This window comes from Mycolicibacterium hippocampi (assembly GCF_010723735.1).
Classification (GTDB): Bacteria; Actinomycetota; Actinomycetes; order Mycobacteriales; family Mycobacteriaceae; genus Mycobacterium; species Mycobacterium hippocampi.
The window spans coordinates 5,042,505-5,060,500 of sequence record NZ_BLLB01000002.1 but is presented as its reverse complement, the minus strand read 5'-3'; the positions used below and the strand labels follow the sequence as shown (position 1 = coordinate 5,060,500).

17 protein-coding genes are annotated in these 17,996 nt (G+C 68.3%); 7 read left to right on the top strand and 10 right to left on the bottom strand.

The features are described from left to right. Complete coding sequence (gene tatB, locus G6N53_RS25260; RefSeq protein WP_163893713.1) at positions 1 to 438, top strand: Sec-independent protein translocase protein TatB; 438 nt, start codon at positions 1 to 3, stop codon at positions 436 to 438. Between the two features lie 98 nt (positions 439 to 536). On the opposite strand, the gene G6N53_RS25255 is transcribed toward tatB, so the two are convergent. The 4 genes from G6N53_RS25255 to G6N53_RS25240 all read right to left on the bottom strand — a co-directional run bounded on the left by G6N53_RS25255 (position 537) and on the right by G6N53_RS25240 (position 4,994). Further along, positions 537 to 1,679 carry an Mrp/NBP35 family ATP-binding protein gene (locus tag G6N53_RS25255; protein WP_163893711.1) on the bottom strand — a complete coding sequence of 381 codons (1,143 nt, stop codon included), beginning with the start codon at positions 1,677 to 1,679 and terminating at the stop codon, positions 537 to 539. A 48-nt stretch (positions 1,680 to 1,727) separates the two neighbouring features. Continuing rightward, entirely contained in the window at positions 1,728 to 3,008 is a 1,281-nt protein-coding gene (locus G6N53_RS25250; RefSeq protein ID WP_163893709.1) for a lytic transglycosylase domain-containing protein, read from the bottom strand. A gap of 151 nt (positions 3,009 to 3,159) precedes the next feature. After that, complete coding sequence (locus G6N53_RS25245; protein WP_163893707.1) at positions 3,160 to 3,702, bottom strand: DUF1003 domain-containing protein; 543 nt, start codon at positions 3,700 to 3,702, stop codon at positions 3,160 to 3,162. Next, on the bottom strand, positions 3,699 to 4,994 hold the full coding sequence (locus G6N53_RS25240) for a magnesium transporter MgtE N-terminal domain-containing protein (protein WP_163893705.1): 1,296 nt from the start codon (positions 4,992 to 4,994) through the stop codon (positions 3,699 to 3,701). The genes G6N53_RS25245 and G6N53_RS25240 overlap by 4 nt, the downstream gene beginning before the upstream one ends. Before the next feature lie 24 nt (positions 4,995 to 5,018). On the opposite strand from G6N53_RS25240, the gene G6N53_RS25235 reads away from it, so the two are divergent. Beyond that, positions 5,019 to 5,975, top strand: a complete 957-nt coding sequence (locus G6N53_RS25235) for an HpcH/HpaI aldolase/citrate lyase family protein (RefSeq protein WP_163893703.1) — start codon at positions 5,019 to 5,021, stop codon at positions 5,973 to 5,975. Between the two features lie 12 nt (positions 5,976 to 5,987). Here G6N53_RS25235 and G6N53_RS25230 read toward each other — a convergent pair whose 3' ends face one another. Both G6N53_RS25230 and G6N53_RS25225 read right to left on the bottom strand, forming a co-directional pair. Then, the gene (locus G6N53_RS25230) at positions 5,988 to 6,386 is read right to left on the bottom strand and encodes a DUF4190 domain-containing protein (RefSeq protein WP_163893702.1); all 399 of its coding nucleotides are present in this window, start codon (positions 6,384 to 6,386) and stop codon (positions 5,988 to 5,990) included. A 14-nt stretch (positions 6,387 to 6,400) separates the two neighbouring features. Continuing rightward, complete coding sequence (locus G6N53_RS25225) at positions 6,401 to 7,093, bottom strand: DUF4190 domain-containing protein (protein ID WP_163893679.1); 693 nt, start codon at positions 7,091 to 7,093, stop codon at positions 6,401 to 6,403. A gap of 123 nt (positions 7,094 to 7,216) precedes the next feature. Between G6N53_RS25225 and G6N53_RS25220 the strand changes: the two genes are divergently transcribed. Both G6N53_RS25220 and G6N53_RS25215 read left to right on the top strand, forming a co-directional pair. Further along, positions 7,217 to 7,744: a YflT domain-containing protein gene (locus G6N53_RS25220; protein ID WP_163893677.1), complete on the top strand. Its 528-nt coding sequence runs from the start codon at positions 7,217 to 7,219 to the stop codon at positions 7,742 to 7,744. Between the two features lie 42 nt (positions 7,745 to 7,786). Then, positions 7,787 to 8,389, top strand: a complete 603-nt coding sequence (locus G6N53_RS25215) for a suppressor of fused domain protein (protein ID WP_163893675.1) — start codon at positions 7,787 to 7,789, stop codon at positions 8,387 to 8,389. A gap of 87 nt (positions 8,390 to 8,476) precedes the next feature. Here G6N53_RS25215 and corA read toward each other — a convergent pair whose 3' ends face one another. Next, on the bottom strand, positions 8,477 to 9,580 hold the full coding sequence (gene corA, locus G6N53_RS25210; RefSeq protein WP_163893673.1) for a magnesium/cobalt transporter CorA: 1,104 nt from the start codon (positions 9,578 to 9,580) through the stop codon (positions 8,477 to 8,479). A 145-nt stretch (positions 9,581 to 9,725) separates the two neighbouring features. On the opposite strand from corA, the gene G6N53_RS25205 reads away from it, so the two are divergent. Then, entirely contained in the window at positions 9,726 to 10,931 is a 1,206-nt protein-coding gene (locus G6N53_RS25205; RefSeq protein WP_163893671.1) for an NAD(P)-dependent malic enzyme, read from the top strand. A 23-nt stretch (positions 10,932 to 10,954) separates the two neighbouring features. Beyond that, complete coding sequence (locus G6N53_RS25200; RefSeq protein ID WP_275999357.1) at positions 10,955 to 11,785, top strand: glycine betaine ABC transporter substrate-binding protein; 831 nt, start codon at positions 10,955 to 10,957, stop codon at positions 11,783 to 11,785. Positions 11,786 to 11,801: 16 nt separating this feature from the next. Here the strand turns inward: G6N53_RS25200 and G6N53_RS25195 are convergent, their stop codons facing one another. Then, positions 11,802 to 12,632 carry an SDR family NAD(P)-dependent oxidoreductase gene (locus G6N53_RS25195; protein WP_163893667.1) on the bottom strand — a complete coding sequence of 277 codons (831 nt, stop codon included), beginning with the start codon at positions 12,630 to 12,632 and terminating at the stop codon, positions 11,802 to 11,804. A gap of 124 nt (positions 12,633 to 12,756) precedes the next feature. On the opposite strand from G6N53_RS25195, the gene G6N53_RS25190 reads away from it, so the two are divergent. After that, the gene (locus tag G6N53_RS25190) at positions 12,757 to 13,113 is read left to right on the top strand and encodes a DUF732 domain-containing protein (protein ID WP_163893665.1); all 357 of its coding nucleotides are present in this window, start codon (positions 12,757 to 12,759) and stop codon (positions 13,111 to 13,113) included. Positions 13,114 to 13,134: 21 nt separating this feature from the next. Here G6N53_RS25190 and G6N53_RS25185 read toward each other — a convergent pair whose 3' ends face one another. Continuing rightward, positions 13,135 to 16,896 (bottom strand): multifunctional oxoglutarate decarboxylase/oxoglutarate dehydrogenase thiamine pyrophosphate-binding subunit/dihydrolipoyllysine-residue succinyltransferase subunit, encoded by a 3,762-nt coding sequence (locus tag G6N53_RS25185; protein WP_237166788.1) that lies wholly within the window; start codon positions 16,894 to 16,896, stop codon positions 13,135 to 13,137. Positions 16,897 to 17,161: 265 nt separating this feature from the next. After that, a complete protein-coding gene (locus tag G6N53_RS25180; RefSeq protein WP_163893661.1) occupies positions 17,162 to 17,905 on the bottom strand; it encodes a hypothetical protein in 744 nt (247 codons plus the stop codon). Positions 17,906 to 17,996: the final 91 nt, after the last annotated feature.

Genomic DNA, 17,996 nt, shown 5'->3' with positions numbered 1-17,996 from the left:
GTGTTCGCTAACGTCGGGTGGGGCGAGATGCTGCTCCTGGTGATCGCGGGTCTGGTGATCCTCGGACCGGAACGGTTGCCCGGGGCGATCCGGTGGACGTCGGGGGCGTTGCGCCAGGCCCGGGACTACGTCAGCGGTGCCACCAGCCAGCTCCGCGAGGATCTCGGCCCGGAGTTCGAGGATCTGCGGGAACCGCTCTCGGAGTTGCAACGGCTGCGGGGGATGACGCCGCGCGCGGCGCTGACCAAGCACCTGCTCGACGGCGACGACTCGATCTTCACCGGCAAGTTCGACGGCACCGGCGCCAAGCAGGATCCGACGGTGAAGCCGCAGTCCGGACCCGGCCCGGCTGAGGTCGCACCGGCCACGCCCGCGCCCACGCCAACGCCCGAGCCCGAGCCGTCGGCGTCGACGCCCTTCGACACCGACGCCACGTAGCCTTCTCTGCGCCGGAACGGTATTCCAGCAGCAAAGTTACGAGAGCGGCCCTGCTGGAACGCAGTTCCGGCGGGGCGGGGCAGTTCCGGCGTGGCGGGTCAGCGGCCGGCGGGGTCCAGCCCCAGCGACATGCCGGCCAGGCCACGCTTGCGGCTCGACAGCTTATCGGCGATGCTGCGCAGCTCCTTGGCTGCCGCGGAGTCCGGGTCGGACAGCACCAGTGGAGTTCCCGAATCGCCGGCCGAGACCAGCGCCGGATCCAGCGGCACCTGACCGAGCAGCGGCACGTCGGCGCCGACCGCCCGCGACAGGTTCTCGGCGACCTTGAGGCCACCGCCCTCGCCGAAGATCTGCATGGTCGTCCCGTCCGGCAGCACCAGCCCGGCCATGTTCTCCACCACCCCGACGATGCGCTGCCGGGTCTGCAACGCGATGGCACCGGCCCGCTCGGCGACCTCGGCGGCGGCCACCTGGGGCGTCGTGACCACCAGGATCTCCGCGCCGGGGATCAACTGCGAAACCGAGATCGCGATGTCACCGGTGCCGGGCGGCAGATCGAGCAGCAATACGTCCAGATCACCCCAGTACACGTCGGCGAGGAACTGCTGAAGCGCCCGGTGCAGCATCGGCCCGCGCCACACCACCGGTGTGTTGCCCTGCGTGAACATCGCGATGGAGATCACCCGGACGTCGTGCGCGACCGGCGGCAGGATCATCGAGTCGACCTGGGTGGGCCGGTCGGAGGTGCCCATCATCCGGGGCACCGAATGCCCGTAGATGTCGGCGTCCAGCAGCCCGACGGAGAGCCCGCGGGCGGCCATCGCGGCGGCCAGGTTCACCGTGACGCTGGACTTGCCGACGCCGCCTTTCCCGGACGCGACTGCGTAGACGCGGGTCAGCGAATCGGGCTGCGCGAACGGGATCACCGGTTCACGGGAATCGCCCCGCAGTTGCTTGCGCAGCTCGGCGCGTTGTTCGTCGTTCATCACGTCGAGGGTCACTTTGACCGCACCGGTGCCGGGAACGTCGCTGACGGCCCGGCTGACGCTGTCGGTGATCTCGGTTTTCTTTGGGCATGCCGACGTGGTCAGGTACACCTCGACGTGCACGGAACCGTCGGCCTCGGCGGTGACGCTCTTGACCATGCCGACATCGGTGATCGGACGACGCAGTTCGGGGTCGATCACCTTGCCGAGCGCGGCGCGCACCGAGGATTCGAGGTCAATCGGAGTTGGGGACATCACCTGCGAGTCTAGGCCGCAGGCCGGTGCCGGCCCGAACGCGGTGGTTCAGCCCACCGGCCCGGGTGCGGGTCCGAGGGCCGGCGGCACGGGGCCGGGCCCCGGAGCCGGCGGTGCCGCGGCGGGTGGGCCCGGCGGGAGAAGCGGCTGGGCGACCGGCGCGATCCCGGGGGCAGGGGGTGCGGCTGGCGGTGGGGTGCTCTGGATGCAGAACACCGCGCACTCCGGCTGCTGCTGCGCTGGTGGTTGCAGCCACGCGGGCAGCCATGAGGGCGGCGGTGGGGTCGCCGGTTGCGGTGCAGCCGCCGGGGCCGGTGCGGGACCGGGCAGCGGGCCGAGGGACTGTCCGGGCGCGAACCCCGGCAGGTTGGTCGAGATCTGGCGGGCCGCATCGGTCCGCTCCATCAGCGGCAGCAGCGACAGCGGATCGTTGGCCGGCAGGCCGGTGGCGTTCATCGGCAGCCCCGGCCCGATTCCCTGCGTGCGCTCGAGGTGGGTGGCGGCGGCGGTGCCTGCGGTGTAGTCATCCAGCGACGGGACCGACCCGTTGATCGGCGGCAGGTCGACGGGCACGACGCCCGTCGCGTAGGACGCCGCCCAGCTCAGCACGTTGCGGGCATAGGCCATCGAGTTGTTGTAGCGCAGGATCGCGGCCATCACGTCGGACTGGTTGCGCAGGTTCATCCCGCCGCTGCACAAGTAGCGGGCCGCCGCCAGCGACGCGTCGTAGACGTTCTGCACATCTGCCTTGCCGTCGCCGTCGCCGTCGGAGGCGTAGCGCGACCAGGTTCCCGGCAGGAACTGCATCGGACCCATGGCCCTGGCGTAGGTCACCCGGTCGGCGCTGCGGCTCTGCACGATGACCTCGTTGCCGGGCAGCGTGCCGTCCAGTGTGGGTCCGTAGATCGGACGCACCGCGGTGCCGCGGGCGTCGGTCGCGCCACCGTAGGCGTGCATCGACTCGATCCGGCCGATCCCGGCCAGCAGGTTCCAACTCACCCCGCAGCCCGGGTAGGCCGCGGTCATCATGCTCTCGGCGTTGCGGTAAGCCGCCAGCGCCATCGACGGAATACGCAGCGCTCCAGGTGAATTGACGACAGCCGCCGGTGGTGGTGCGGACGAGTTGCTGGCGGCGATGCGCACGGGGGACGGTGTCTTGGTCACCGCGACCACCGACGCGCCGGAACGGTCATCGGGCGAGAGTTCGACGGCGGCAAGCGGCATCACCGCCGAATCGCGGTTCGGCAGGTTGGCAGACGGCGCGGACGCGCCGACGGCACCGGCGAGCACAAGTGGGGCGAGCACCGCGGCGACACCAAAAGCCGGCATGTGAACCACTCGACCAACCTGCCGCTTCGCCGTCCCTGCGGAGGCTTTTCGCCCGATGTGCACTCAACCGTCCTAGTCGTGTGGTCGCCTGTGAATCAAGTCACCATACCGACTCGGCAACGCTGGTGTAACAGCAATCGCCGCAGCTGTTTCACCCGTTCTTCTTCGACCGCCGCTCGGTGTCGTGTTTGCTCGGCTCCTCGCTGCCGTCCTCGACCGGTGGGCGCAGCGTCGCGATCAGCTCGCGGACCTCCTCCAACTCGCGGCGCAGATAGTCGCGGGTGGTGACCTCACCGACCGCCAGACGCAGCGCTGCCAGCTCACGCGCCAGGTACTCGGTGTCGGCCTTGGTCTGCTCGGCGCGCCTGCGGTCTTCCTCCAGCGAGACCCGGTCGCGGTTCTCCTGCCTGTTCTGGGCGAGGAGGATCAGCGGCGCCGCGTACGCCGCCTGGGTGGAGAACGCCAGATTGAGCAGGATGAACGGATACGGATCCCACTGCCAGGCGAAGGCTCCGACGTTCAGCAGGATCCACGCGATCACCGCGACGGTCTGGATCGCCAGGTACCGACCGGTGCCGAGGAACCGGGCGAACCGTTCGCTGACCCGGCCGACGGCCTCCACGTCCAGCCGGGGGGTCAGGGACCGGGAGACCCGGGGGGTGTCGAGCCGCTGCCGGGCGGAGCTCTCGCTCATCGCGTGCCCTCCACGGTGAAGATCTCGGGTTCGGCCTCACGTTCACGCCAGTCGTCGGGCAACAGGTGGTCGAGCACGTCGTCGACGGACACGGCGCCGACGAGGTGGTTCTCGTCGTCCACAACCGGCCCGCACACCAGGTTGTAGGCGGCGAAATAGCGGGTGAGCGCGCCCAGCGAGTCCTCCGGCCGCAGGTAGGGCAGGTCGGTGTCGACGATCCCGCTGACCAGCTCGGCGGGTGGTTCGCGCAGCAGACGCTGCAGATGCACACAACCGAGGTAGCGGCCGGTGGGTGTGGAGGTGGGCGGACGAACGACGAATACCACCGACGCCAGCGCCGGCGTCAGGTCCGGATCCCGCACCCGGGCAAGGGCTTCGGCGACGGTGGTGTCAGGGGCCAGCACCACCGGCTCCGAGGTCATCAGACCGCCTGCGGTGTTCGGCGAATGGCTGAGCAGGCGGCGCACGTCCTCGGAGTCCTCCGGGTCCATGCGACGCAGGAACTGCTCGGCGTCCGCCGGCGTCATCGTCCCGAGAAGGTCTGCGGCGTCGTCGGGGTCCATCGCCTCGAGCACGTCGGCGGCCCGGTCGGTCTTCAGCTGCCGCAGCACCGCGAGCTGTTGGTCTTCCGGCAGTTCCTGCAGGACATCGGCGAGTCGTTCGTCGTCGAGCGCGTTGACCACCTCGTAACGGCGCTTGTTGGGCAGTTCGCGGATGGCGTCGGCCACCTCGACGGCCCTCTGACCCTGGAACTGCTCGAGCAACTGGGCCACACCCTGATCGGGCATCGCCAGGCCGGACGGCGTCAGGCCGTGGACGTGCTGCCAGTCGACGGCGTGCACATTGCTGCGCCGTCCGAGCCGGCGTTGCGGACGCACCGCGACCTTGGTGACCACCCAGTCGCGGGTCCGGGTCTGCTCGATGCCGAGATCCACGACCACCACGTCAAGTCCCGCGAGCTGCTCCAGATCCGGGTCGTCGACGCGGACGCGGGTCTCGATGACCTGCCCCAGCACCAGAACCTCGCCGGGACGTTGGGAGAAACGCCGCAGCGACACGTTGCCGGTGGACAAGGTCACCGCACCGGGCTCGATCGCCGTGACCCGCAGGATCGGCACAAAAATTCTTCTACGGCTGAGCAACTCGCAGACGAGGCCGAGGACGCGCGGTTGTTGTCGCACCAGGCTGATGCCGATGACCACATCACGGACGCGGCCGATGGATTCGCCGTCGGGGCCGAGCACCACCATTCCCGCAAGTCGGGCCGCATAGACCCTGTTGACCGACGCCATGGTCGTAAGGGTAGAGAGAATGTTGTGGAAAACCGGTATCGACCCCGGCGGACGTGCCTGTCCGTGCCGGGCTCCAGCGCCAAGATGATCCAGAAGGCCAAGACATTGCCGGCCGACGAGGTGTTTCTCGACCTCGAAGACGCCGTCGCCCCCGACGCGAAGAGCGAAGCGCGGGCACGCGTCGCCGCCGCACTCGGTGAGCCCGGTTGGGGCGGTCAGCTGCGGGGCGTCCGCGTCAACGACTGGACGACGCCGTGGACCCACGCCGACATCATCGAGGTGGTCGAGGGTGCGGGCGCGGCACTCGACGTCGTGGTGTTGCCCAAGGTGGCCGATGTGTCACACATCCACGCGCTGGATCTGCTGCTGGGGCAATTGGAGGCCACCCACGGCCTGCCGGCCGGGAAGATCGGTATCGAAGCGCAGATCGAGGACGCCCGGGGACTGACCGACATCGACGCGATCGCGGCCGCTCCCCGCGTCCAGGCGCTCGTGCTCGGCCCCGCTGATCTGATGGCCAGCTTGAACATGCGCACGCTGGTGGTGGGCGAGCAGCCGGAGGGATACGACGTCGGTGACGCCTACCACCACATTCTGATGCGGATCCTGGTGGCCGCCCGCGCCCACGGCATCGCCGCCGTCGACGGGCCCTATCTCAAGGTCCGCGACACCGACGCGTTCCGGGTGGTGGCGGGCCGCTCCGCGGCGCTGGGTTACGACGGCAAGTGGGTGCTGCACCCCGACCAGATCGCCGCGGGCAACGAGATCTTCAGCCCGCGACAAGAGTCCTACGACCACGCCGAACTGATCCTGGAGGCCTATGAATGGCACACCTCCCGCGCCGGCGGCGCGCGGGGTGCGGTGATGCTCGGCGACGAGATGATCGACGAGGCGAGCCGCAAGATGGCGCTCGTCATCGCCGGCAAGGGTCGTGCGGCGGGCATGCAGCGCACCGGGGAACCGTTCCGGCCCCCGGAGTGACCGCCGAATCGGTCACCCGAGGTTGAGCAGGATCGCCACCGACAGGTAGAGGAAGTAGCCGACGAGGACGACTGTGCTGACGACGACGGCGGCCACGGCCAGCGCGTGTCCGTCCTGCCCGGTCCGCTTGGTCTCGCGCATCGCGACGATCCCGAGCACCAGACCGACAACCGCGGGCAGGCCGCAGCAGATCATGCCGCCCAGCGATGTCACCAGCGCGGCGACCGCCTTGCCGTTGGTGCCCGGTGGCTTCAGCGGCCAGGCCGGTGGGTAGCCCGGCGACGTCGGATATGGCTGGTAGTAGCCCGGGTACGGCGGGGGGTACAGCGGCGGCGGCAGCCCTGCGTCGGCCGGGTAGTCCCACAGCGGTCCGAAACCTCGACCGGGCTCTTCGGGTCCGCTGGTGGTCATGCGGGGCTACCCGGTCAGGCGGCCAGCATCGCAATGGTCCAGCCGAAGCTGATCAGCAGCGTCACCACACCGACGACGATGCCTGCGATCGCCAGGCCGTTGCCTGCCTGCCGGGTCTGCTTCATCTGGCTGAGCGCCATGAACCCGAGCACGATGCCGACGATCGAGCCCAGGCCGCAGCACACCCCGAGAATCGACGCGACCAGCGACCAGATCGCAAGACTGTTGGTGCCCTGCTGAACCGGAGCGCCGTAGCCGTAATCCGATCCGGGATAGCCGTAGTCGGCACCGGGGTAGCCAGCGGGCGGCGGTGGGTAGCCGCCGTACTGCGGCGGCGGTGGGTACGCCGGCGCGCCGTACCCCGAATTCGGGTACTGCGCCGTTCCCTGGTCGGGATATGGCGGCGGGTAACCGGAAGGCGGTGGGGGATAGCCGCCGGAGGGCGGGTAGCCGCCGGAGGGCTGGTAACCACCGGGCGGCGGGAAGCCGGTGGCCGGGGTGTCGAACCCGGAATCCGGCGTGGTGGGCTGCTGGCCGTATGCGGGGGCCGGATAGTCCGACGGCGCGGGCGAAGAGCCCTGCGACGGCGTCGACGGCCCGTTCTGCTCGGTCGGGGGTGCCTCGTGGCCGGCAGCGGACGGCTCGGACCCGCCGCCGGTGGAATCGGAAGATTCGATTCGGCCTGACTCGTCGTCCGAATTTGTCATGCTGATCAACCTAGCGCAACCGAAGGTAACCCGAGGTGAGCCCAAGTCGGGCACCTTTGGCCGGCCGGGATCGTTGACGGCACACTAGCCTTGCACGTCGCGCAATCGAAGGAGTTCACGACGATGACCAGCCCGTTCCAGCCTGGACAGAATCCCGGTGGGGCATCCGGCGTCCCCGCCTCGGGGCGAGGCCGTCCGGTCGGCCTGCCCACCCCTCCCAAGGGGTGGCCGATCGGGTCGTATCCGACGTACGCGGAAGCCCAGCGTGCCGTGGACTACCTCACCGACCAGCAGTTTCCTGTCGAACACGTGACCATCGTCGGGGTCGACCTGATGCAGGTCGAGCGGGTCACCGGGAAACTGACCTGGCCCAAGGTGCTCGGCGGCGGTGTCCTCACGGGCGCCTGGTTGGGGTTGTTCATCGGCCTCATCCTGGGTTTCTTCAGCCCCAACCCGTGGAGCGCGCTGATCACCGGTCTGGTCGCCGGGGTGTTCTTCGGTCTGATCACCTCGGCGATCCCGTACGCGATGGCCCGGGGCACAAGGGATTTCAGCTCGACGCTGCAACTCGTCGCCGGCCGGTACGACGTATTGTGTGATCCGCAGAGCGCCGAGCGGGGTCGGGACCTGCTGGCACGTCTGACGATCTGATTTCCGGATGGCTTCGATCACCGAGTCGATCACCGGGACCCGATGAGCGACGTCCTCGCCCGCGTACGCGCTCACCTGGTCGACCACTTCACGCGGATGGGCGTCACCGCGGAGCCCACCGAGGCAAGCGTCACGTTCCTCGGTGCGGACCCGATCGACGTCGTGCGGTTCGGGGTGCCGGACGGCGGCGATGGCGCTGCAGTGCATTACGTGTCGGTCGGTTGTTCACGCCACCCGATGGTCGACCCGGCTGAGCTGCTCGCAGATCCTGTCCGGGGGCCGCGCGCCGAGGTCGCGATCGCACTGCGCGGACCGTCACCGGCCGGGCTGGCGCGGTCGCTCGCGGTGGTCGCCGCGGCGCCTGCGGTCGAAGGGTTGATCCTGGAACCCGACGCGCTCGTCGATCTGGAGACACCGTTGTGGCAGGGGGCACCCTTCACGGCATACCTGTTGGGGCCCAGCACCATCGACGACGTCGTGCTGCCCGAACCACTGTCGCCGGTCTCGGTGTTGTCGGCGGTGCCGATCACGGCGACCGAGGCGGCGTGGGTGCGGCTCAAGGGCGCCGAGGCGATGCGGGAGGCGTGGGTGCAGGACGGGGTCGATCCCACGGACCCACGGCGGCGAGCCGCCAGTCCGAAGTGAGCGGCGGGCCGCCAGTCCCTGCGCCGGAACTGTATTCCGGCAGCCAACCTTGAGATTTGGCCTGCTGGAATACAGTTCCGGCGGGGGTCAGAGCCAGTTGTTGTGCCGGAATGTGCGGTACAACATCACGCACACGGTCGTCATCAGCAACAGCACCGCAGGGTAACCCCAGGTCCATTCCAGTCCGGGCATGTGCTCGAAGTTCATCCCGTAGATGCCTGCCAGCGCGGTGGGCACGGCCGCGATGGCCACCCAGGCAGAGATCTTGCGCATGTCGACGTTCTGCTGCATGGCGACCTTGCCGAGCGCGGCCTGCACCAGCGAGCTGAGCAGTTCGTCGTAGCTGGCGATGCGTTCGGAGGCCTTGATGGTGTGGTCGAGGACGTCGCGCATGTAGCGGCGGATCTCGACATTGATCAGGTCTTCGTGATCGGTGCCGATGCGCTCCAGGTCGGTCACCAACGGGGCGACGGCGCGGCGCAGTTCGACGACCTCGCGTTTGAGCAGATAAATCGAGGCCATGTTGGTCTGCGACTGCGGGGAGAAGATGTTCTCCTCCATCGCATCGATGTCGGTCTCGATGGATTCGGTGACCTCGAGGTAGGTGTCCACGACGTGGTCGGCGATGGCGTGCATCACCGAATACGGTCCGAGTTGCAGGGTGGCGGGCGAAGCCTCCAGGTGTCGGCGGACCCCGGCCAGCCCGCCGTGCTCGCCGTGACGGACGGTGACGACGAAGTCGGGGCCGACGAAGATCATCACCTCGCCGGTCTCCACGATCTCGCGTGCGTTGGCCATCGATTCGTGGTCGACGTAGATGACGGTCTTGAGCACCAGGAACAGCGTCTTGTCGTAGCGCTCGAGTTTGGGCCGTTGGTGGGCGTGCACGGCGTCCTCGACCGCGAGTTCGTGCAGGCGGAAAACGTCGGCCACGGTCTGCATCTGATGCTCGTCGGGTTCGTGCAGCCCGACCCAGACGAAGGCATCCCTGCCCTCGGCCTCGATCTCGTGCACCTTGCGCAGCGCGGCGGCGTGGGTGTACTTGCCCGGCAGTCGGGCGCCGTCACAGTAGACGCCGCAGTCGACCATCGCCCGGGCCACGGGTACGTGGATGCTCTTGGCGTCCGGCCCGACGGTCGGGGTGCGGGGCTGGCGCAGTCGCGACGGCGGCAACGCGCGAAACGACGGCATGCGCGGGCCTCCCTCCGAAATGAGGTGTCCCGATCGAGTGCCCTGACCGGTAGCAGGGATGCTACGCGTCGCGCGCCGGCGGCGATCTGCTCACGAAGGGGGAACCCATCTCTGTGAGCTCGCGCCGTCGGCTACCCTGACGGCCGTGTCGGAAAGTGTTGTCGGTCCCTCGCGCGGGTCAGAGACCCGCACGCCCCAGGTTGTCATCGAGGACAACGAGATCTTCGAGGCGCACGAGGGAGGCAAGCTCACCGTCGAACTGAAATCGCCACTGGACACCCAGCGGGCACTGTCGATCGCCTACACCCCCGGGGTGGCGCAGGTCAGCCGTGCGATCGCCGCGGACGCCACCCTCGCCAAGCGCTACACCTGGGCGAACCGGCTGGTGGCGGTCATCAGCGACGGCAGCGCAGTACTCGGGCTCGGCGACATCGGACCGGCGGCCTCGCTGCCGGTGATGGAGGGCAAGAGCGCGCTGTTCAAGACGTTCGGCGGGCTGGACTCCATCCCGATCGTGCTGGACACCAAGGACCCCGATGAGATCGTCGAGACGATCATCCGGCTGCGTCCGACGTTCGGGGCGGTCAACCTCGAAGACATCTCGGCGCCGCGCTGCTTCGAGATCGAGCGCCGCGTCATCGAGGCGCTGGACTGCCCGGTCATGCATGACGATCAGCACGGCACCGCCATCGTCGTGCTCGCCGCGCTGCTGGGCGCCAGCAGGGTGCTCGACCGTGACATGCACACGATGAAGGTAGTCATCTCCGGTGCCGGTGCCGCCGGCATCGCCTGCGCGAACATCCTGTTGGCCAAGGGCATCGGTGACGTCACAGTGCTCGACAGCAAGGGCGTCGTGCACACCGGGCGCGACGACCTCAACCCGTTCAAGGCGGAGTTGGCGTCCCGGTCCAACCCACGCGGTCTCCGCGGCGGCATCGCCGAGGCGCTCGACGGCGCCGACGTGTTCATGGGTGTGTCGGCCGGGTTGGTGCCGGAGGAGTTGATCGCGACGATGACGCCGGGCGGCATCGTGTTCGCGATGTCGAACCCCGATCCGGAGATCCACCCCGACGTGGCCCGCAAGTACGCGGCCGTCGTGGCCACCGGGCGCAGCGACTTCCCGAACCAGATCAACAACGTGCTGGCGTTCCCGGGTGTCTTCCGCGGTGCGCTGGACGCGGGGGCGCGCCGCATCACCGAGAAGATGAAGGTGGCCGCCGCCGAGGCGATCTTCTCCGTGGTGGGTGACGACCTGACGGTCGACCACATCGTGCCCAGCGCCCTGGACCCGCGGGTGGGTCCCGCGGTGGCCGCCGCGGTCGCCGCCGCGTCCGAGGATGCGGTCGGCTGAGCCGCGGACGCATCGCGAGTCGACTGGCGTCTGTGCTGGTCGTCTCTCTGGTGGCCGCGGGTTGCGGCGGTGCGCAACCGCCGCCGTCGATTCCGGTGGGGGCGACCTCGGATCCGGAAGCCGAACTGGTGGCCCACCTCTACGCCGCCGCGCTGCGCTACTACGGCAACGCCGCACACGTCGAGGTCGAGCAGGATCCACTTGATCGGCTGGACTCTGGGCAGATCCGCGTCGCGCCGGGGTTCACCGGGCGTCTGCTGCAACGGTTCGACCCGGATGCCCCCGCACGGTCCGACGTGCAGGTGTACCGGATGCTGGTCGCGGCGTTGCCCGAGGGCATCGCCGCCGGTGACTACACCACCTCGGCACAGGACAAACCCGCCGTCGCGGTGACCGAGAAGACCTCCGAGGACTGGGATGTCAGTGATGTGTCGGCGCTGGCCCGCCGGTGTGAGGACGTGTCGGTGGGCGCGGTGAGCGGTGCGGCGCGGCCGTCGTCGCTGGGCACCTGCGACCTGCCTCGGGTACGCGAGTTCCCGGACGACGCAGCGATGTTCGCGTCGCTTCGGGCCGGTCAGATCGATGCGGCGTGGACGACGACCGCCGCCGGGGACGTGCCGCCGGAGGTGGTGGTGCTGTCCGACGAAACGTCGCTCATCCGTGCGGAGAACGTGGTGCCGTTGTACCGGCGCAACGAACTGACCGAGTCCCAGGTGCTCGCGCTCAACGAGCTCGCCGGGGTGCTGGAGACCGGCTCGCTGGCCGAGATGCGCCGCCGCGTGGCCGAGGGCGCCGATGTGGGCCTGGTGGCCGGGCAGTGGCTCGACGCGCACCCGCTCGGCATCGGTCACTAACCGTGCGTGAGCGCGCTCAGTGCGCCGGCGGCGTGAGCCGTGAGACGACCTTGGGGAACAGGGTCTGGTAGCGAGCGCCGACGGCCCGGATGACGATGTCGAACATCTTCGCGTCATTGCCCACCAACACCCGCGCCTTGTTCTTGCGCACCCCGTCCAGGATGATCTGGGCAGCCTTCTCCGGACTCGTGCTGGCGAGTTTCTTGTCGAAGGTCTGGGCGAGTTCTTCGGGGTCCAGGCCCTCGGCGGCAGTGGCGTTGCGGGCGATGGCGGTCTTGATGCCACCGGGGTGCACACAGGTGACCTTGACGGGGTGCCTGGCCAGCGCCATCTCCTGGCGCAGCGCTTCGGTGAAGCCACGCACCGCGAACTTCGCCGCGTTGTAGGCACCCTGGCCGGGCACCGCGAACAGGCCGAAGACGCTGGAGACGTTGACGACGTGTCCGTCGCCGGAGGCGATGAGGTGCGGCAGGAAGGACTTGGTGCCGTTGACCACGCCCCAGAAGTCGACGTCCATCACCCGTTCGATGTCCTTGTACTGGCTGATCTCGATGTCGCCGGTGAAGGCGATGCCGGCGTTGTTGTAGATCTGGTTGACCTTGCCGAAGTGCTCGGCGACGCCGTCGGCGTAGAGCTGGAAGGCCTCCCGCTCGGTGACGTTGAGGCGGTCGGACTTCACCTGGGTGCCGATGGCCTTGAGGCGCTCCTCGGTGACGGCCAGGCCCTCGGTGTCGATGTCGCTGATCGCCACGTGGGCGCCGGAGCGGCCCAGTTCGATCGCCAGCGCCTGACCGATGCCCGAGCCGGCGCCGGTCACGACGGCCACCTTTCCGGCGAAGCCCTGCATATCCACTCCCTCGTGTTGTTCTACGCGTGTTGAGTGCGTGTCAGCCTACCCGGTACCGCGGGTACCGACCCTGTTCGGGTGGCGTCGGCGTAATGCCCGGGCCGTCCGCGACGACAGTAGAGGCATGACCAACAGGTACCGGGCCGTTGCAACGCTCGTCGCGTCGGCCGCCGTGGCGGCGGCGACGATGTCCGCGGCACCGGCGCACGCAGATACCGAGGCCGACGTCTTCCTCGGGGCGCTCGACCACTACCGCGTCGGCGGCATCGACCCGGCGACCGCGGTCCGGGTCGGGGAGTCGATCTGCCCGATGCTGGCCGATCCCGGACAGGACGCCGCCGACGTCGCCGCCCGGGTCGCCGACGAACTCGGTCGACCGCTCGGGCCGGCGACGATGTTCACCGGACTGGCGATCCAGATCTTCTGCCCGCGCGCGGTCGTCGCGATGACCGACGGCGTGCCGTTCTCGCTGTTCGGCTGAGCACCCTCGCCCGGAAGAGCGCTAGGCGAACGCCTCGTCGATGATCTCCTGCTGCTCGACGGCGTGCACCTTCGATGAACCCGAGGACGGCGCGGACATGGCCCGACGGGAGATGCGCTTGATGCCGGTGAGCTTGTCCGGCAGCACCTCGGGCAGTGTCAACCCCATCGTCGGCCATGCACCCTGGTTCGCAGGCTCCTCCTGCACCCAGAAGTACTCGGCGGCGTTGGGGTACTGGTCGAGCGTCTCGGCGAGTCGGCGTCTCGGCAACGGCGCGAGCTGCTCGATGCGGACGATCGCCACGTCGTCGCGCTGTTCCTTGTTCTTGCGCGCGGCCAACTCGTAGTACAGCTTGCCGCTGGTCAACAGGATCCGCTTGGCCTTGGAGCGCTCACCTTCCCCGTCGGTGTAAGTGGGTTCCTCGAGCACCGAGCGGAACTTCATCTCGGTGAAGTCGCGGATGTCGCTCACGGCCGCCTTGTTGCGCAGCATCGACTTCGGCGTGAAGACGATCAGCGGTCGGTGGATCCCGTCGAGACCGTGCCGGCGCAGCAGGTGGAAGTAGTTCGCCGGCGTCGACGGCATCGCGATCGTCATCGACCCCTCCGCCCACAACAGCAGGAACCGCTCGATGCGGCCCGAGGTGTGGTCGGGTCCCTGGCCCTCGTGGCCGTGCGGCAGCAGCAGCACCACATCGGAGAGCTGGCCCCACTTGGCCTCGCCGGAGCTGATGAACTCGTCGATGATCGACTGCGCGCCGTTGACGAAGTCACCGAACTGGGCCTCCCACAGCACCAGCGCGTCCGGGTTGCCGACCGAGTAGCCGTACTCGAAGCCCACCGCGGCGAACTCCGACAGCGCGGAGTCGTAGACCATGAACCTGCCGCCGGTCGGGTTTCCGTCGGTGTCGACCGTCAACAGGTCCAGAGGCGTGAACTCCTTGCCGGTCTTGCGGTCGATGATCACCGAATGGCGCTGGGTGAACGTGCCGCGCCGGGTGTCCTGCCCGGTCAACCGGATCGTCTTGCCCTCCGCCAGGAACGAGCCCAGTGCCAGCAGCTCGGCGAACGCCCAGTCGACCTTGCCCTCGTAGGCCATTTCGCGGCGCTTCTCCAGCACGGGTTTCACGCGTGGATGGACGTTGAACTCCTCGGCGACCGCCAGATGGGCGTCGCCGATGCGCGCCAGCAGCGCCTTGTCCACCGCGGTGTTCATCCCCGCCGGAACCATCTGGTCGGACTCCACCGAGGCGCTGGGCTCGATCTCGTGCTTCTCGAGATCACGCACCTCGTTGAAGACCCGTTCGAGCTGGCCCTGGTAGTCGCGGAGCGCGTCCTCGGCTTCCTTCATCGAGATGTCACCGCGGCCGATCAACGCCTCGGTGTAGGTCTTGCGCACGCCGCGCTTGGTGTCGATGACGTCGTACATGTTGGGCTGCGTCATCGACGGGTCGTCGCCCTCGTTGTGGCCGCGCCGCCGATAGCACAGCATGTCGATGACGACGTCTTTCTTGAACTGCTGCCGGAAGTCGACGGCCAGCTTGGCAACCCACACCGCGGCCTCCGGGTCGTCGCCGTTGACGTGGAAGATCGGCGCGCCGATCATCTTGGCGACGTCGGTGCAGTACTCCGAGGAGCGGGAGTCACCCGGAGAGGTGGTGAACCCGATCTGGTTGTTGACGATGATGTGGATGGTCCCGCCGGTGCGGTAGCCGGGCAGCAGGGCCAGGTTCAGCGTCTCGGCCACCACCCCCTGGCCGGCGAACGCGGCGTCGCCGTGCAGCATCATCGGCACGACCGTGAACTGGTTGGACCCGTCGACCTCTTCCCCGACGCCCAACATGTCCTGCTTGGCGCGCACGATGCCCTCGAGCACCGGGTCGACCGCCTCGAGGTGGCTGGGGTTGGCGACCAGCGACACGGCGATGTCGTTCTCACCGAACATCTGGATGTAGGTGCCCGTCGCGCCGAGGTGGTACTTGACGTCGCCGGAACCGTGCGCCTGTGACGGGTTGAGGTTGCCCTCGAACTCGGTGAATATCTGCGAATACGGCTTGCCGACGATGTTGGCCAGCACGTTGAGACGGCCCCGGTGCGGCATGCCGATGACGACCTCGTCGAGGCCGTGTTCGGCGGCCTGGTCGATCGCGGCATCCATCATCGGGATGACGGTCTCGGCTCCTTCGAGCGAGAACCGCTTCTGGCCAACGTATTTGGTCGCAAGGAAGGTCTCGAACGCCTCGGCCGCATTGAGCTTGCTCAGGATGTACTTCTGCTCGGCGACGGTCGGCTTCTCGTGCTTGATCTCGATGCGTTGCTGCAGCCACTCCTGCTGTTCGGGCTCGAGGATGTGGGTGTACTCCACCCCGACGTGGCGGCAGTACGCGTCACGCAGCAGGCCCAACACGTCACGTAGCTTCTTGTTGGTCTTGCCGGCGAACCCGTTGACCTTGAACTCCCGGTCCAGATCCCACAGCGTCAGGCCGTGGGTGTTGACGTCGAGATCGGGGTGGCTTCGGAAGCGGGTGTTGTCCAGCCGCAGCGGGTCGATGTCGGCCATCAGGTGGCCGCGATTGCGGTAGGCCGCGATCAGCTCGATGACCCGGGCGTTCTTGTCCTCGATGGAATCGGGGTTGTCGATCCGCCAGCGAACCGGCTCGTAGGGGATGCCGAGCTCGCGGAAGATCTCGTCGTAGAACTCGTCGTCGAGCAACAACTGGTGGATTGTGCGCAGGAAGTCGCCGGACTCGGCGCCCTGGATGATGCGGTGGTCGTAGGTCGACGTCAGCGTGATGAGCTTGCCGACACCGAGTTCACCGATGCGCTCGTCGCTGGCGCCCTGGAACTCGGCCGGGTACTCCATGGCACCGGCACCGACGATCGCACCCTGCCCCCGCATCAGCCGCGGCACCGAGTGCACGGTGCCGATGGTGCCGGGGTTGGTCAATGAAATCGTCACGCCGCCAAAGTCTTCGGCGGTCAGCTTGCCGTCGCGGGCGCGGCGCACGATGTCCTCGTAGGCGGCGATGAACTGACCGAACCGCATCGTCTCGCAGTTCTTTATCGCCGCGACGACAAGTTGGCGGCTGCCGTTCTTGCCCTGCAGATCGATCGCCAGGCCGAGGTTGGTGTGCGCCGGCGTGACCGCGTTCGGCTTGCCGTCGACCTCGGCGAAGTGGCGGTTCATGTTCGGGAACTTCTTGACCGCCTGCACGATCGCGTAACCCAGCAGATGGGTGAACGAGATCTTGCCGCCCCGGGTCCGCTTGAGGTGGTTGTTGATGACGATCCGGTTGTCGATCATCGCCTTGGCCGGGATCGCTCGCACGCTGGTGGCGGTCGGCACGTCCAGCGACGCGGACATGTTCTTCACCACTGCCGCTGCGGCGCCACGCAGTACCTGGGTCTCGTCTTCCTGTGCGGCCGGCTTGCTCTTCTCGGGAGCCTCGGGCGTTTTCGCCTCCGGCTTCTTGGACTCGCTCTTCTTGGCTTCGGGCTTGTCCTGGGCGGGCTTGTCCTCGGCGGGCTTGTCGGCGGTCTTCTCAGAGGCGGCCGGCTTCGGGGAGGGCTTGTCCGCCTTGGTCTCGCCGTTGCTGCTCGCTGATTTCGGTGCCGGTGCCGGTGCCGGTGCCCGTGCGGGTTCGGGTGCGGTGGTCGGGCCTGCGGCGGATTTACCGTTGGCCCTGGGGGCGGTGTCGTTGGTGGGTTCGGGGGAGTAGTCGACGAGGAACTCGTGCCAACTGGGGTCGACCGACGAAGGATCCTCCCGGAACTTGCGGTACATCTCTTCGACCAACCACTCGTTCTGACCGAATGGTGAAGGTGAATTCACGGCTGCTGTTCGCCTCAATTCTTCGCTTCGAGCCGGCTCCGAACAACAGCCGGCCACCCAATCCAACCCCGGTGTGCGGTCTCCCGCATTTCCGCCCTATAAAGGCTAGCGCTTCTGCCGCGGGCCGGACCAGGCAACGTGGTTATGGTCATTGCGGACATGAACATCGGGTAGCCGAACGGCCGATCCCCGCCGTCGAGCGGACGGGTCGGCGCGGTCAAGGGCGGGGCGCGGGCAACAGCCGCAGCGCCGATGGCCAGCGCGCCGGCGGGGTGCCGAAGGCCTTGTGCGCATGGGCGACGATCTTCTTGGCCATCATCCGGTTGCCCACCCCGCCGACCACCGCACCGAGACCGACCGGGAGCAGTTTGCCGAACGCGATCGCGCCGCGCTTGAGGGTGTAGCGCTTGACGAAGTAGCGCAGCAGCCGCGAGTTCAGCTGGGACACCGCCGGCAGCGGCAGTGTCGCGGCCCCGTCGGACAGCCACGCCCCGCTGGTGCGGCCCGGGCCGAGGAGGTCGGCCACCGCGCGCTTGCTGTTGTCGCCGACCAGCACGGCCAGCACCAGGGTGCGGCGGCGTTCGCGGTGTTCGGCGGGGATGCCGTGAACCTCGGCCACCGCGAGCACGTACACCGCTGTGGCCTCGAGGAACACCACGGTCTCGCCGGCGACCGCCGACATCGCGACCAGCGTGCCGATACCGGGCAACGCCGCGGCCGAACCGACGGCCGCGCCGCTGGCCATCACCGCCGCCATGTACTGCTTGTCCAGCTTCTCGATGATGTCGGCGGGGCTCGCCTCGGGATTGTGCTCGCGCAGCCGTTCGACGTAGGCCTTCACCGCCGGGGCCTGGACGCGGGCGCCGCGTTCGATGATCTGGGACAGCACCTTGGCCGCGGTGCTCGGATCCTCGTCCCCGACGGCGGGCAACTGGTTCTTGGTGTGTGACCGGGCGCGCATGCGGTGGTCCCTCCCTGTGCGGTCCCCTCAGGCTAGTGCTTGTCAAACGAACGACGGCCTACATCCGGTGCCCGAACGTGATTGCGGTCAC